General features: G+C 57.4%; 13 protein-coding genes. 6 read left to right on the forward strand and 7 right to left on the reverse strand.

The annotated features are described in order from the left end of the window. Positions 1-55: 55 nt before the first annotated feature. Positions 56-712, reverse strand: coding sequence for a tellurite resistance TerB family protein (locus HFD97_RS17895; protein WP_046101979.1), 657 nt, complete (start codon positions 710-712; stop codon positions 56-58). Between the two features lie 167 nt (positions 713-879). Between HFD97_RS17895 and purT the strand changes: the two genes are divergently transcribed. Then, positions 880-2,058, forward strand: a complete 1,179-nt coding sequence (gene purT, locus HFD97_RS17900; protein WP_009089749.1) for a formate-dependent phosphoribosylglycinamide formyltransferase — start codon at positions 880-882, stop codon at positions 2,056-2,058. Positions 2,059-2,092: 34 nt separating this feature from the next. Here the strand turns inward: purT and HFD97_RS17905 are convergent, their stop codons facing one another. Together HFD97_RS17905 and zwf are read right to left on the reverse strand one after the other, a co-directional pair. Further along, positions 2,093-2,731 carry a bifunctional 4-hydroxy-2-oxoglutarate aldolase/2-dehydro-3-deoxy-phosphogluconate aldolase gene (locus HFD97_RS17905; RefSeq protein WP_009089747.1) on the reverse strand — a complete coding sequence of 213 codons (639 nt, stop codon included), beginning with the start codon at positions 2,729-2,731 and terminating at the stop codon, positions 2,093-2,095. A gap of 212 nt (positions 2,732-2,943) precedes the next feature. Then, a complete protein-coding gene (zwf, locus tag HFD97_RS17910; RefSeq protein ID WP_009089746.1) occupies positions 2,944-4,419 on the reverse strand; it encodes a glucose-6-phosphate dehydrogenase in 1,476 nt (491 codons plus the stop codon). Between the two features lie 364 nt (positions 4,420-4,783). Between zwf and HFD97_RS17915 the strand changes: the two genes are divergently transcribed. From HFD97_RS17915 to HFD97_RS17925, 3 genes are all read left to right on the forward strand, one after another. Continuing rightward, on the forward strand, positions 4,784-5,662 hold the full coding sequence (locus HFD97_RS17915) for a MurR/RpiR family transcriptional regulator (RefSeq protein WP_167430736.1): 879 nt from the start codon (positions 4,784-4,786) through the stop codon (positions 5,660-5,662). 107 nt (positions 5,663-5,769) lie between these two features. After that, the gene (pyk, locus tag HFD97_RS17920) at positions 5,770-7,212 is read left to right on the forward strand and encodes a pyruvate kinase (protein ID WP_009089741.1); all 1,443 of its coding nucleotides are present in this window, start codon (positions 5,770-5,772) and stop codon (positions 7,210-7,212) included. An 84-nt stretch (positions 7,213-7,296) separates the two neighbouring features. Beyond that, positions 7,297-8,529, forward strand: a complete 1,233-nt coding sequence (locus tag HFD97_RS17925; RefSeq protein ID WP_167430735.1) for an MFS transporter — start codon at positions 7,297-7,299, stop codon at positions 8,527-8,529. A 27-nt stretch (positions 8,530-8,556) separates the two neighbouring features. On the opposite strand, the gene lpxM is transcribed toward HFD97_RS17925, so the two are convergent. The 3 genes from lpxM to znuA form a co-directional block, all read right to left on the reverse strand. Then, positions 8,557-9,531: a lauroyl-Kdo(2)-lipid IV(A) myristoyltransferase gene (gene lpxM, locus HFD97_RS17930; protein ID WP_111207757.1), complete on the reverse strand. Its 975-nt coding sequence runs from the start codon at positions 9,529-9,531 to the stop codon at positions 8,557-8,559. A 125-nt stretch (positions 9,532-9,656) separates the two neighbouring features. Continuing rightward, on the reverse strand, positions 9,657-10,988 hold the full coding sequence (gene mepM, locus HFD97_RS17935) for a murein DD-endopeptidase MepM (protein WP_167430734.1): 1,332 nt from the start codon (positions 10,986-10,988) through the stop codon (positions 9,657-9,659). Positions 10,989-11,001: 13 nt separating this feature from the next. After that, entirely contained in the window at positions 11,002-11,949 is a 948-nt protein-coding gene (gene znuA / locus HFD97_RS17940) for a zinc ABC transporter substrate-binding protein ZnuA (protein ID WP_111207756.1), read from the reverse strand. A 77-nt stretch (positions 11,950-12,026) separates the two neighbouring features. On the opposite strand from znuA, the gene znuC reads away from it, so the two are divergent. Together znuC and znuB are read left to right on the forward strand one after the other, a co-directional pair. Then, positions 12,027-12,782: a zinc ABC transporter ATP-binding protein ZnuC gene (gene znuC, locus HFD97_RS17945; RefSeq protein WP_140923166.1), complete on the forward strand. Its 756-nt coding sequence runs from the start codon at positions 12,027-12,029 to the stop codon at positions 12,780-12,782. Then, positions 12,779-13,564 carry a zinc ABC transporter permease subunit ZnuB gene (znuB, locus tag HFD97_RS17950; RefSeq protein WP_009089730.1) on the forward strand — a complete coding sequence of 262 codons (786 nt, stop codon included), beginning with the start codon at positions 12,779-12,781 and terminating at the stop codon, positions 13,562-13,564. Before znuC ends, znuB begins: the two co-directional genes overlap by 4 nt. Here the strand turns inward: znuB and ruvB are convergent. Next, entirely contained in the window at positions 13,561-14,565 is a 1,005-nt protein-coding gene (gene ruvB / locus HFD97_RS17955) for a Holliday junction branch migration DNA helicase RuvB (protein ID WP_009089728.1), read from the reverse strand. The genes znuB and ruvB overlap by 4 nt on opposite strands. Position 14,566: the final 1 nt, after the last annotated feature.

Raw genomic sequence — 14,566 nt, forward strand, 5'->3', positions numbered from 1 at the left:
GGGCAGCGAGGAAGCGGCGGCAGGCGGGGCCTCTTCTGAGGCCCGCCAGGAGAAGTTAACTGGCCGGAAGACGGGCTTTTTCGGCCTGGATATCCTGCTGAATGCCGTCGCGGACATCCTGAGGGATTTTCAGCGCGTCACCCAGCGCAGAGAGGTAGCTGCGTTCCATGAAATGATCGACATCAATGGCGGCGCAGCTGAGGAAATAGAGCTCCAGCGCCTCTTCCTCGTTCTTCACGTCAGCGGCCAGCCACTGCGGGTCCAGCGGGCGATTCATCGCTTTCTGGATTAGCTTTTCCGCATCCTGACCGTAGCCGGACTGATGAATATTCTGCTCAATAGCGGCACGTTCCTGATCGTCGATGTGTCCGTCGCTTTTGGCGGCAAACACCAGCGCCGTGACCAGACGCTCAGCGCGCAGATCGACCGGTGTCTGCGATACGCCGAAGTCCGGTTCGCTCTGATGCGCGTCGCTGACCCGCTGTTTATATTTGTTCCACAGTACCGCACCCGCCGCCGCCCCGCCGCCGATAATCAGCGCCTGGCCGCCATATTTCGTCAGCAGTTTGCGGGAAGACTTACTGCTGATCAGCATTGCGGCCAGCCCCCCCAGCGCGCCCGGTGCCAGCATATCGCTCAGGCCTCCGCCCGATTTACCGTCACCGCCCTTCTTCGCCAGTACCGACTGAATCTGTTGCAACCAGTTGTTCATCATCCGCTCCTGTTCACGATGTCAGCCTGCTATCCTGGCGAAAGGGTTGTCAGGAAACGTCAGAGCGGGAAAAGTAAGGCAAATGGCGGCGTTATACGGACGAAGGGTGAGAACGCAAACGTTTTCGTTTATACTTGCGCGCGAATTTTGACTGCTTAGGTGAATGTATGACAACTCTCGGAACGGCGCTGCGTCCGGCGGCAACACGTGTGATGCTTTTGGGTTCGGGTGAACTGGGTAAAGAGGTGGCGCTGGAGTGTCAGCGTCTGGGTGTGGAAGTGATTGCGGTCGATCGCTACCCGGATGCCCCGGCCATGCACGTGGCGCATCGCAGCCATGTGATCAACATGCTGGATGGTGCGGCCCTGGCTGCGTTAATCGCGCAGGAGAAACCTGACTTTGTGGTGCCGGAAATTGAGGCTATCGCCACGGATACCCTGGTTGAGCTGGAGCAGCAGGGCCAGCGCGTGGTCCCGACAGCCCGTGCCGCACGGCTGACCATGAACCGTGAAGGGATTCGTCGCCTCGCTGCGGAAGAGTTATCCCTGCCGACCTCACGCTATCGCTTTGCCGACAGCAAAGCACGCTTTGACGAAGCCGCCGCAGAGATTGGCTTTCCGTGCATCGTAAAACCGGTCATGAGCTCCTCCGGCAAAGGCCAGAGCTTTATCCGTGACGCCAGCCAGCTCGACAGCGCCTGGGACTATGCGCAGCAGGGTGGCCGCGCCGGAGCCGGTCGCGTCATCGTAGAGGGCGTGGTTAACTTCGACTTTGAAATCACCCTGCTCACCATCAGTGCCGTTGACGGCATCCATTTCTGTGCGCCGATTGGTCATCGTCAGGAAGATGGCGACTACCGTGAATCCTGGCAGCCGCAGCAGATGAGTGATGTGGCGCTGCAGCGGGCCCAGGATGTCGCCGCGCAGGTGGTCAAGGCGCTGGGTGGCTATGGTCTGTTCGGCGTCGAGCTGTTTGTCTGTGGCGATGAGGTGGTGTTCAGTGAAGTGTCACCGCGTCCCCATGATACCGGCATGGTCACGCTGATTTCGCAGGATCTGTCAGAGTTTGCGCTGCACGTGCGGGCGTTCCTGGGTCTGCCGGTTGGCGCAATTCGTCAGTATGGTCCGTCCGCGTCGGCCGTTATCCTGCCGCAACTGACCAGCCAGAATGTGCAGTTCGTCAACGTCGAAGCGGCGCTGGGTGCCGGTCTGCAACTGCGCCTGTTCGGTAAGCCGGAGATTAGTGGTCAGCGTCGTTTAGGTGTGGCGCTGGCGAGCGGTGAGACGACGGATGAGGCCATTGCGCGTGCCGTTGCCAGCGCAGCAGCGGTGACCGTTCAGGGGTAACAGCGTGCGGTGAGCAGACGCTCACCGCTTCAGCTTACTTCGCGCCTTCAACGGCTTCACGCGCCAGGCGGGTGATGCGATCCCAGTCGCCCGCTTCCAGCGCATCATTCGGCACCAGCCAGGAACCGCCGATGCAGAGCACGCTTTTCAGCGCCAGATAGTCACGGTAGTTTGCCGGAGAGATCCCGCCAGTCGGGCAGAAACGGACCTGCGGGAAAGGCCCGCCAATGGCCTGCAGCGCTTTGACACCGCCATTCGCCTCGGCCGGGAAAAACTTAAATTCGCGCAGACCGTAGTCCATTCCGGTCATGAGTTCAGAGACGGTGCTGATACCCGGAATCAGGGGAACCGGCCCTTCCACCGCGGCCTTCAGCAGTGATTCCGTAATCCCCGGACTGATAACAAACTGCGCGCCGGCATCGGTCACCTGCTGAAGCTGCTGCGGATTGATGACGGTTCCCGCCCCCACAATCGCCTCCGGCACCTCTTTGATCATCGCACGCAACGCCTCCATCGCGACGGGCGTGCGCAGAGTCACTTCCAGCACCCGGACACCGCCCGCCACCAGCGCTTTTGCCATCGGCACGGCATGTTCCAGCTTATTCACGACGATGACCGGCACCACAGGCCCGGTGGTCAGAATCTGTTCAGCACTCATCTTCCAGTTTTTCATCAGTTCCCCTTGATTAATAACACCGGGATAGCAGCCCGGTCACGGAGCCTCGGCTCCTGCCCTGTAATGATGACACTACCATACATGATCGGCTTCCGAAGCGTCCATTACCCTGCTCTCATTTTGAAACAGCAGTTCAGTTTTATCTGCCTGCGCCAGTCGGATGACGGGCAAAAAAAAAGCCCGCGTTGCGGGCTTCTTCATCACTACCGTTACTCGAACTCGTTCCAGGAACGGCCATCGCGGGTGATCATCGCGACGGAGGCCACCGGCCCCCAGGTGCCAGCCTGATACGGTTTAGACGAGTCACCATCCGCAGCCCAGGCGTTGATGATGGAGTCGACATAGGTCCATGCCGCTTCAACTTCATCGCGACGCACAAACAGCGCCTGAATCCCGCGCATGCTCTCCAGCAGCAGACGCTCATAAGCATCGGCCAGGTGCGACTGGTTAAACGTCTCAGAGTAGCTCAGATCCAGCTTGGTGGTCTGCAGCTTATGCTTGTGGTCGAGACCTGGCACTTTGTTCAGGATTTCGATATCCACCCCTTCGTCCGGCTGCAGACGAATAGTCAGCTTGTTCTGCGGCAGCTCTGAGTAAGAGTCTTTAAACAGGTTCATCTCAGGGTTTTTGAAATAGACCACGACTTCAGAACATTTGGTTGGCAGACGCTTACCGGTTCGCAGGTAGAACGGAACACCCGCCCAGCGCCAGTTGTCGATATCGACGCGAATCGCCACGAAAGTCTCGGTCGCGCTCGATTTGTTGGCACCCTCTTCCTCCAGATAGCCGGGGACTTTTTTACCCTGTACAAAGCCGGAGGTGTACTGACCGCGCACGGTTTTCTCACGCACGTTGGTCTGGTCGATGCGGCGCAGCGAGCGCAGCACTTTAACTTTCTCATCGCGGATGCTGTCTGCGCTGAGATCGGACGGCGGCGACATAGCGATCATGGTCAGGATCTGCAACAGATGGTTCTGGATCATGTCACGCATCTGGCCCGCTTTGTCGAAGTAACCCCAGCGACCTTCAATACCCACTTCTTCGGCCACGGTGATCTGCACGTGGTCAATGGTGCGATTGTCCCAGTTGTTCACGAAGATGGAGTTCGCGAAGCGCAGCGCCAGCAGGTTAAGCACCGTCTCTTTGCCCAGATAGTGGTCAATACGGAACACCTGGCTCTCATCGAAGTATTCGCCAACGCTGTCGTTGATCTCCTGTGAGGTTTCCAGTGAGGTGCCGAGCGGCTTCTCCATCACAACACGCGCCGGTTTGGCGTTCAGTTTCGCCGTGCCCAGTCCCTGACAGATGGCACCGAAGGTGCTTGGCGGCATGGCGAAATAGTTGATGGTGGTGCGGTTTTTCTGATCGAGCATCTTGCCCAGTTTAGGGAAGTGCGTGGTGTCGTTGACATCGAGGTTGCAGAAATCGAGACGGTTGCTGAGTTTATCCCACAGCGCTTCGTCAACTTTCTCCTTCATGAAGGTTTCCAGCGCTTCACGTACCACTTTGGTGTATTCAGCTTTGTCCCACTCAGCACGTCCGACACCAATAATGCGGGTTTCCTCATGGATCTGACCCGCTTTCTCTAACTGGTACAGTGAAGGCAACAGTTTACGGCGTGCAAGATCGCCTTTGGCACCGAAAATCACCAGATCGCATGCCTGGGCTGTTTGTGTTACCGCCATTTTCCTCTCCTCGTTGCAGGATAGTCCGGTGGTGATGCATCCTCTGCCACCGGGTCCAGGTTATTATTTTCTTTCCGCACAATGTACTTTTTTCCCTGCGCCAGGTAAACCGACTCGCCGGGCTAACCGCATTAACTCTGTACCGGATAAGCAAAACCGGTGTGATGACGCGTGCGGATTGTCGGTTTTTTCTGTATCCGGGGGTGTCAGTGAAATTTGCCCGGGGTCAAAGTATCCCAAAAAAAACGCAAATCGGCTTGTCCGTCACTGCGCCCGCCCCCCGCTGACGCGATATAGTCTCTGTTAATCAGCTCTGACGACAGGGATTTCTGAAATTGCTAAAAATGATAATGGTCATCAGCTTATGAACATGCTGGAAAAAATTGAGGTGCAGCTCGCTTCGCTGAGTAAAGCGGAACAGAAAGTCGCCCGGCAGATTCTGGCGGCGCCGCAGGCGGCGATGCACGCCAGCATTGCCACTCTGGCACGCGAAGCCTGCGTCAGTGAGCCCACGGTAAACCGCTTCTGCCACCGTTTAGGCGCACGCGGTTTTCCCGACTTTAAACTGCAGCTGGCGCAAAGCCTGGTGCAGGGCAGCAACTGGGTGAGCCGGGGTGTGGAGGAGGATGACAGTGTGGAGAACTACAGCCACAAAATCTTTGACTCCGCGCTGGCAGGTCTGCAGCGGGTTCGGGATCAGTTGGAGAGTCCGCGGCTGCAGCAGGCGGTCACTCAGCTTGCGAAGGCCGATAAAGTCGCTTTCTTCGGTCTGGGCGCCTCCGCCGTGGTGGCCCATGACGCCTTTACCAAATTCATGCGCTTTAATATTCCTGTCATCTGGTCTGACGATATTGTGATCCAGCGCATGAGTTGCATAAATAGTCGAGCCGGTGACGTTTTTGTTCTCATTTCACATACTGGGCGCACAAAAAATATGGTAGAACTGGCTCGCCTGGCCCGTGTAAACGGTTCCACCGTTATTGCCATCACCTCTCCCGATTCACCCCTTGCCGATGAAGCCGCCATCGCTTTAGTGCTTGATGTCCCGGAAGATACTGATGTCTATTTGCCGATGGTGTCGCGCCTGGCGCAGTTGACCGTGATCGATGTGTTAGCGACCGGCTTTACCCTTGAACGGGGTGCGCCGTTCCGCGAAAACCTGAAGCGCGTGAAAGAGGCGCTGAAAGCGTCGCGTTACGAAAAGCAGTCTCCAGGGAAAGAGGATGCACCGCAAAAAAATTAACATCACATTTACAATGTGAGTCGTATCACACGCTGTCGATCATATAGAATAGATAACCATGCTGTGTCCACTGATCCGGACACGCTTAAATGTTTACGGAGTCCCCGATGTCAAGACGTCTCAGAAGAACCAAAATCGTTACTACCCTCGGTCCGGCCACCGATCGCGACAACAATCTTGAAAAAATCATCGCGGCGGGCGCGAACGTTGTACGACTCAATTTCTCTCACGGCACGCCAGAAGATCACCAGCTTCGTGCGGATAAAGTGCGTGAGATTGCCGCTAAACTGGGCCGCCATGTTGCGATCCTTGGCGACCTCCAGGGGCCAAAAATTCGTGTTTCGACCTTCAAAGAAGGCAAAGTTTTCCTGAATATCGGCGACCGCTTCCTGCTGGATGCCACCCTGGGTAAAGGCGAAGGCGACAAAGAGCGGGTGGGCATCGACTATAAAGGCCTGCCGGAAGATGTGGTGCCAGGCGATATCCTGCTGCTGGATGATGGCCGCGTGCAGCTCAAAGTGCTGGAAGTTCAGGGCATGAAAGTCTTCACTGAAGTCACCGTGGGTGGCCCGCTGTCGAACAATAAAGGCATCAACAAGCTGGGCGGCGGCCTGTCGGCGGAAGCCCTGACTGAAAAAGATAAGGCGGACATTATTACCGCCGCCAGAATCAAGGTCGATTATCTGGCCGTCTCCTTCCCGCGCTGTGGCGAGGATATGAACCTGGCGCGTCGTCTGGCGCGTGAAGCGGGTTGTGATGCCCGTCTGGTCGCGAAGGTGGAGCGTGCTGAGGCGGTCGCCAGCCAGGAAGCGATGGATGACATCATTCTCGCCTCTGACGTGGTGATGGTGGCCCGTGGCGACCTGGGCGTCGAAATTGGCGACCCGGAACTGGTCGGCATTCAGAAGGCGTTGATTCGCCGCGCCCGCCAGCTTAACCGCACCATCATCACCGCGACACAGATGATGGAGTCGATGATCACCAATCCGATGCCGACCCGTGCCGAAGTCATGGACGTGGCGAACGCCGTACTGGATGGCACCGACGCCGTGATGCTCTCCGCGGAGACCGCCGCAGGCCAGTATCCGGCTGAAACCGTCTCGGCGATGGCGAAAGTCTGCCTGGGCGCGGAAAAGATCCCGAGCGTTAACGTCTCCAAACACCGTCTGGACGTGCAGTTCGATAACATCGAAGAAGCGATTGCGATGTCATCCATGTACGCCGCGAACCATCTGCAGGGCGTTACCGCGATCATCACTATGACCGAGTCGGGCCGTACGCCGCTGATGACCTCGCGCATCACCTCAGGCCTGCCGATTTTTGCCATGTCGCGCCATGAGCGCACGCTGAACCTCACCGCGCTCTATCGCGGCGTCACCCCGGTCTACTTCGACAGCAACAACGACGGTGTGGCTGCGGCACACGATGCCGTCAATCTGCTGCGTGACAAAGGTTTCCTGGTATCAGGCGATCTGGTCATCGTGACGCAGGGTGATGTGATGGGTGCCACCGGCACGACCAATACCAGCCGCGTGCTGCGCGTGGATTAATTAAGCCCGGATTGACATTGTCAGTGTAGAATCAGTAACGCGACTGCCAGCCAGTCGCGTTTTCTTTTCTGACAAGGAGGCCAGATGGCCCGTTTTCACCCCATCAGCCAGCTGACCGGCCGGATTCTGCTTTTCCCTCTGGCATTAGTGCTGTTTGAGTTTGCCACCTATATTGCTCACGACATGATCCAGCCGGGCATGCTGATCGTCACCAGCGAATTTGCTGTCGGCCCGGAGTGGGTCTCCACCTCACTGACCGCCTACCTGATTGGCGGCGTGGTACTGCAATGGCTGCTTGGCCCGCTCTCTGATAAGTTTGGCCGCCGCCCGGTGATGCTCGCCGGCATCCTGTTTTTTGCCATCGCCTGTATCCTGACCAACTGGGTCAGCTCCATTGAGGAATTTGTAAGCCTGCGCTTTATTCAGGGCATCAGCCTCTGCTTTATTGGCGCAGTGGGTTATGCCGCGATTCAGGAAGCTTTTGATGAGGCGCTGGCGGTGCGCATGATGGCGCTGATGGCCAACGTGGCGCTGCTGGCTCCCCTGGCCGGCCCGCTGGCCGGTGCAGCCTGGCTGACCGTCGGCAGCTGGCGCAGCATGTTCTGGCTGTTTGCCGCCTGCAGCCTGGTGGCGTTTGCGGTGCTGTGGCGGGTCATGCCCGAAACCGCGGGCGACCGCAGTCACTCTGTCGCCCTGCCCAGTCTGGCGCGCAACTATGGCCGGCTGATGAAGGATCGGCTGGTGATGTCCGGCTCTTTTGCCATCGGCATGGTCTTTATCCCGATCCTCACCTGGGTTGCCCTCTCGCCGGTGATCCTGATGCATGACGAAGGCCTGTCGCGGATGCAGTATGCCCTGCTGCAGCTTCCGGTCTTTTTGGCGATGATCGCCGGTAACCTGACGCTGAGTAAGCTGGCGGGACGCGTGCCGATTGAGCAGCCGGTAAAGTTTGCTGCCTGGCCGATTCTGATCGGTCTGAGCCTGGCGCTGGTGGCGAGCCTGCTGAACAGCCATGGCTATCTGCTGATTACGGCCGGTCTCAGCCTCTACGCTTTTGGTGCAGGCATGGTGAACGCCGGGCTCTACCGCCTGACGCTGTACGCCAGCAATGAGGGTAAAGGCAGCGTGGCAGCGATGCTGGGGATGATTAGTATTCTGACACTGGCGGTGGGGATTGAGCTGGCGAAGAGTGGCTACTTCAGCGGTGGCACACTCTGGTTCTGCCTGATCAACTTTATCAGTGGCGTACTGTGGTTTGGTCTGGTGATCCTGTTTATGCGCGAGCGAAAGCGTCGCAGCAAACTGGAAGCGTTATAAAAAAAGGCCGCTTGCGCGGCCTTCAGACTATTTGCGTGGATAGAGCTCTTTGCGCGAGTAGGGTTCGATGTCACCCTCTTTGCGGGTCTTCAGCAGCTTGAGGATCCACGTGTACTGCTCAGGATGCGGGCGGACAAAAATTTCCACCTCTTCATTCATCCGGCGAGCCAGCTGATGATCATCCGCTTCAAGCAGATCATCCATCGGCGGACGCACATAGATTTCAAGAATATGCCGCTCACTGTTATAGACCGGGAACAGCGGCACCACGCGGGCCCGACACACTTTCATCAGCCGCCCGACTGCGGGCAGCGTTGCTTTGTAAGTCGCGAAGAAGTCAACAAACTCGCTGTGCTCTGCACCATGGTCCTGATCGGGCAGATAGTAGCCCCAGTAGCCCTGGCGCACCGAACTGATAAACGGCTTAATGCCATCATTTCGGGCATGCATCCGGCCACCGAAACGACGACGCGCGGTGTTCCAGGCATAATCGAGCAGCGGATCGCTCTGATTATGGAACATCGCCGCCATCTTCTGCCCTTCTGACGCCAGCAGCATGGCCGGAATATCCACCGCCCAGCCGTGCGGCACCAGGAAAATTACATTCTCCTGCGCGGCTTTCATCTGGTCGATGATTTCACGACCATGCCATTCGACACGCTGACGAATGCGGGCCGGATCGCGCAGCACCAGCTCGGTCATCATCGTCATTGCCTGCGGTGCTGTCGCAAACATTTCGTCCACCAGCGTGGCGCGTTGCGCTTCGCTGAGTTCCGGCAGGCAGTAATAGAGGTTAATCAGCGCACGACGACGCGCACCCTTTGCCAGCTTACCGGCGAACCGGCCTAAGCGGCTTAACAGCGGATCGCGCACCTTTGGCGGTAAATAAGCCAGGCCGGCCAGTGCGCCAATCGCCAGCCAGCTGCCCCAGTATTTCGGTTTGAGAAAAGATCGTTCAAAAACGGGAATGAATTCAGTGTTATTTTTTTTACGGGTTTCCATGCACTCGCCTCAAGCAATGACCGGCTAATGATAGTGGCGGCAAACAAATTTGCAATCATCACGGTCCGGATAACAAAAAACCGACGGGGAAACCGTCGGTTTTTGTGCAACCTGATGAAAATCGCTTACTTAAGGCCCAGCTGCGGCAGCCAGGATTTCACCTGCGCCAGGTACTCGCTGCGCTCTTTACCGGTCAGGCCTTCCATGCGCGGCAGTTTCGCCGTTAATGGATTGACCGCCTGATTATTGATCCAGATTTCAAAATGCAGGTGCGGCCCGGTTGAACGTCCGGTATTACCGGACAAGCCGATACGGTCACCGCGCTTCACTTTCTGACCCGGCTTCACCAGCACTTTCTTCATGTGCATATAGCGCGTCATATACTGACGGCCATGACGAATGGCAACATAGTTACCGGCGGCACCGCCATTTTTCGCCACGACGATCTCGCCATCTCCGACAGCCAGTACCGGCGTGCCGATCGGCAGTGCAAAGTCGACGCCCTTGTGCGGCGCAATACGTCCCGTCACAGGGTTCAGACGGCGCGGATTAAAGTTGGAGGAGACACGATACTGCTTAACCGTCGGGAAGCGCATAAAGCCGCGCGCCAGGCCGGAGCCGCTGCGATCGTAGAACTTGCCATCTTCGGCACGGAACGCGTAATAGTCTTTGCCCCCGCTGCGCAGGCGCACGCCCAGCAACTGGCTCTGTGCACTTTTACCGTCCAGCATTTCGCGCGACATGAGAACGCTGAACTGATCACCGGCACGCAGCTTGCGGAAGTCCATCTGCCACTGCATCGCTTTAATGACGGCGCTTGCTTCAGCGCCGCTCAGTCCGGCCCGCATGGCACTGGCAGCAAAACTGCCACGCACTTCGCCCTGCATGACACTGTTGCGCCATTCGCCCTTCTGCATCTCCGCTTCCATCTTAAAGCCACCCTTCGGGGTGCGCTCATAGGTGCGGGTTTCACGACGGGAGATTTCCCAGCTCAGGGTTTTCAGACCGCCATCATCATCCAGCGTCCAGCTCAGCTGCTGACCCACCTGCAGATTTCGCAGGTCGCGGTCGCTCACCACCAGCGCATTGATGTCAGCGATATCGATGCCATACTGATTCAGGGCGCTGCTCAGCGTATCGCCGGAAGAGACGGTGTAGTCATGCACGCCTGCCGTATCCGGCACGTCGGTGTCGACATCGTCTGCAGACAGCTCTTCGTCCGGTTCCGGTGTGCTCTGATCGATAGGCTCACTCGCTTCTGGCAGCAGCGTACGAAGTTCACTTTTGTCCAGCTCGATCGTTTTGACGATAGGCGTCACGTCATCGGTGGGATGGTAAACATAAGGCCGCCAGACAGCGACGGCCAGAGTGACTACAGTTAAAGAACCCAGCATTACGCGGTGGGGGCGCGGCAAATTATTAAATGCGAGGGCGACAGAGCGGGCTATCTGCTGCACTTTTACCTATTCCTCATGCTCCTTTCAGGCAGCTTTCATACTGGCCCGACAGCTGTGAGAGGAATTTCACATAGCTGTCTTTTGCCAGACTGATGTCTGTCCCCAGCGGGTCGAGCGTGCCTTTATGCACCTGCGTTCCGCGGGCAACAGCATCGATGACTGCTGGCCTGAATTGTGGCTCAGCAAAGACGCAGACCGCCTTTTGCTCAACCAACTGTGTTCGTATCTGGTGTAAACGCTGTGCGCCCGGCTGAATTTCAGGATTCACGGTAAAATGCCCGGCAGGCGAGAGACCGTAGTGCTTTTCAAAGTACGTGTAAGCGTCGTGAAAAACGAAATATCCTTTATTTCTGACCGGAGCAAGTTGTGCGCTAACGCGTTTGTCCGTGTCTGCCAACGCTACCTCAAACTGCTGGAGGTTGGCGTCAAGTTTGGCTTTATCTTGCGGCATAAGTTCCAATAATTTTCCATGGATTGCAACCGCGGTCTTGCGCGCGATCTCTGGCGACAACCAGAGGTGCATATTAAACTCACCGTGATGATGGTGATGTGCATCGGCATCCTGTTCTTCAGAATTTTCCGCTGCGTGTTCATCTTCATCTTCACCGCCGCTAATCAATAACGGTTTTACGCCGTCGATGTCGACCATAGCGAGATTTTTTTTGGCCGGAAGTTCAGATGCAGACTTCGCCATAAACGCTTCCATTTCAGGGCCAACCCAGACGACTAAGTCCGCGTTTTTTAAGCGTTTTGCATCAGAGGGGCGCAGGGCATAATCGTGTTCAGAGGCACCATCTGGCAGCAGAACATCAACCGGGGTAACACCATCGGCAATGGCTGCGGCGATAAAACCGACCGGTTTTAATGAGGCGACGACGTTTGCCTCTGCAGGAAGGGTTAACGAAGCTGAAACAGCGAGGGCCGATAAGGCGAAAATTGCGCCTTTTTTATTATGTAACATATTGCGTCATTCCATCGTGACCATGAAGTGGAGTGTGATATTATAACATTCGAAATTCTGTGCAACCTGTAAATACTATGACCTCACTTGTCACACTTGATAACGTTTCGATAAAATTTAACCAGCGCAACGTCTTATCGGGCGTCAGCCTGGCGTTGCAGCCTGGCCGTATTCTCACCCTGCTCGGGCCTAACGGCGCCGGTAAGTCTACGCTCGTCCGTGTGGTGCTGGGTTTGCTCGCCCCCACCAGCGGCACGGTTCAGCGCCATGCCGATCTGCGTATAGGCTATGTGCCACAGAAACTGCATATCGATCCAACGCTGCCGGTGACCGTCGAACGCTTTATGCGTCTGACCCGCGGCAGTAAACAGGCGGAGATCCTCCCCGCCCTGAAACGCGTGCAGGCGGGCCACTTACTCAACGCGCCGCTGCAAAAACTCTCGGGCGGCGAAACGCAGCGTGTGCTGCTGGCGCGCGCCCTGCTCAACCAGCCTCAGCTGCTGGTGCTGGACGAGCCGACGCAGGGGGTGGATGTCAACGGTCAGGTCGCCCTCTATGATCTGATCAATCAGCTGCGCGTTGAACTGAACTGCGGCGTGATGATGGTCTCTCACGACCTCCACCTGGTGATGGCCAAAACGGATGAAGTGCTCTGCCTGAATCACCACATCTGCTGTTCCGGTACCCCCGAAGCGGTGTCACAGCATCCTGAATTTATCGCCATGTTTGGTCCGCGCGGTGCGCAGGAGCTGGCGATATACCGTCACCATCATAATCACCGTCACGACCTTCAGGGACGTATCGTTTTACGCAAAGGACAGGGTTCATCATGATTGAGTTGTTATTACCGGGCTGGATAGGCGGCGTGATGTTAGCGCTGGCTGCCGGCCCACTGGGATCGTTTGTCGTCTGGCGCAAGATGTCCTACTTCGGTGACACTCTGGCACACGCCTCCCTGCTCGGCGTGGCGTTTGGCCTGCTGTTTAACGTTAATCCTTACTATGCGGTCATTCTGGTGACGGTCTGCCTGGCGCTGGGTCTGGTCTGGCTGGAACGGCGCCCCCATCTGGCAATCGACACGTTGCTGGGGATCATGGCGCACAGCGCGCTGTCACTGGGTCTGGTGGTCGTCAGCCTGATGAAGAATGTGCGCGTCGATCTGATGGCCTATCTGTTCGGCGATCTGCTGGCGGTGACGCCTGACGATCTCTGGATGATGGGCGGTGGCGTGGTGGTCGTGCTGCTGGTGATGGCATGGCAGTGGCGATCGCTGCTGTCGATGACCATCAGCCCGGAGCTGGCGCAGGTGGATGGCGTCAATATTCAGCGCACCCGGCTGATCCTGATGCTGATCACCGCACTGACCATCGGTGTCGCGATGAAGTTCGTGGGGGCGCTGATTATCACGTCGCTGCTGATCATACCGGCGGCGACCGCCCGGCGTTTTGTTCGTTCGCCGGAAGGCATGGCAGCCGTCGCGGTAGTGATCGGGGTCATCGCTGTAACCGGCGGGCTGACCTTCTCCGCGTTCTATGATACGCCAGCCGGCCCGTCAGTGGTGCTGTGCGCCGCCATCCTGTTTATCTTCAGCATGGTGCGCAAGCCCGCCGTTTAATCTTCGCGCGTAATGCCGAAGTGACGATAAGCATGCTGCGTGGCGAGACGGCCACGCGGTGTGCGCTGAATGAAGCCCTGCTGAATCAGGAAGGGTTCAATCACATCTTCGATGGTTTCGCGCTCTTCACCGATGGCCGCCGCCAGGTTGTCCAGTCCGACCGGCCCACCCATAAACTTATCGATAATGGCCAGCAGCAGCTTGCGGTCCATATAGTCGAAGCCTTCACTGTCCACATTGAGCATATCAAGCGCACTGCAGGAGACTTCACCGCTCATCTCACCGTTGGCCCGGACTTCGGCGAAGTCACGAACCCGGCGCAGCAGACGGTTGGCGATACGCGGCGTGCCGCGGGCGCGGCGGGCGATCTCTAACGCACCGTCGTCACTCAGCGCCAGACCGAGACAGGCGGCGCTGCGGCCCACGATGTGCTGCAGATCCTTAACCTGATAGAACTCCAGCCGCTGCACAATGCCAAAGCGGTCGCGCAGTGGCGAAGTCAGTGAGCCGGCACGGGTGGTGGCACCAATCAGGGTAAACGGCGGCAGGTCGAGCTTAATCGAACGGGCTGCCGGGCCTTCACCAATCATGATATCCAGCTGATAATCTTCCATCGCCGGATAGAGCACCTCTTCCACGACCGGCGAGAGGCGGTGGATTTCATCAATGAACAGCACGTCGTGCGGCTCAAGGTTGGTCAGCATCGCCGCCAGATCCCCGGCTTTTTCCAGTACCGGGCCCGAGGTGGTGCGCAGGTTAACGCCCATCTCGTTAGCGACGATGTTCGCCAGGGTGGTTTTACCCAGCCCCGGCGGACCGAAGATCAGCAGATGATCAAGCGCATCACCGCGCAGCTGCGCGGCCTTGATGAAAATCTCCATCTGCTCACGCACCTGTGGCTGTCCGACATACTCATTCAGCAGCTTTGGCCGGATGGCGCGATCGATAATCTCTTCTTCGTTAACGCTGGCAGCGGAGACCAGACGGTCGGCTTCTATCATC

Source organism: Pantoea sp. EKM103V (genome assembly GCF_011800365.1).
Lineage (GTDB): Bacteria > Pseudomonadota > Gammaproteobacteria > Enterobacterales > Enterobacteriaceae > Pantoea > Pantoea anthophila.

Excerpts from the sequence above, each read along its gene's own strand:
- znuC (WP_140923166.1), top strand. The coding sequence starts at position 12,027 with ATGACCTCACTTGTCACACTTGATAACGTTTCGATAAAATTTAACCAG.
- ruvB (WP_009089728.1), bottom strand. The coding sequence starts at position 14,565 with ATGATAGAAGCCGACCGTCTGGTCTCCGCTGCCAGCGTTAACGAAGAA.
- zwf (WP_009089746.1), bottom strand. The coding sequence starts at position 4,419 with ATGGCGGTAACACAAACAGCCCAGGCATGCGATCTGGTGATTTTCGGT.
- pyk (WP_009089741.1), top strand. The coding sequence starts at position 5,770 with ATGTCAAGACGTCTCAGAAGAACCAAAATCGTTACTACCCTCGGTCCG.
- purT (WP_009089749.1), top strand. The coding sequence starts at position 880 with ATGACAACTCTCGGAACGGCGCTGCGTCCGGCGGCAACACGTGTGATG.
- lpxM (WP_111207757.1), bottom strand. The coding sequence starts at position 9,531 with ATGGAAACCCGTAAAAAAAATAACACTGAATTCATTCCCGTTTTTGAA.
- HFD97_RS17895 (WP_046101979.1), bottom strand. The coding sequence starts at position 712 with ATGAACAACTGGTTGCAACAGATTCAGTCGGTACTGGCGAAGAAGGGC.
- HFD97_RS17925 (WP_167430735.1), top strand. The coding sequence starts at position 7,297 with ATGGCCCGTTTTCACCCCATCAGCCAGCTGACCGGCCGGATTCTGCTT.
- znuB (WP_009089730.1), top strand. The coding sequence starts at position 12,779 with ATGATTGAGTTGTTATTACCGGGCTGGATAGGCGGCGTGATGTTAGCG.
- HFD97_RS17915 (WP_167430736.1), top strand. The coding sequence starts at position 4,784 with ATGAACATGCTGGAAAAAATTGAGGTGCAGCTCGCTTCGCTGAGTAAA.
- HFD97_RS17905 (WP_009089747.1), bottom strand. The coding sequence starts at position 2,731 with ATGAAAAACTGGAAGATGAGTGCTGAACAGATTCTGACCACCGGGCCT.
- znuA (WP_111207756.1), bottom strand. The coding sequence starts at position 11,949 with ATGTTACATAATAAAAAAGGCGCAATTTTCGCCTTATCGGCCCTCGCT.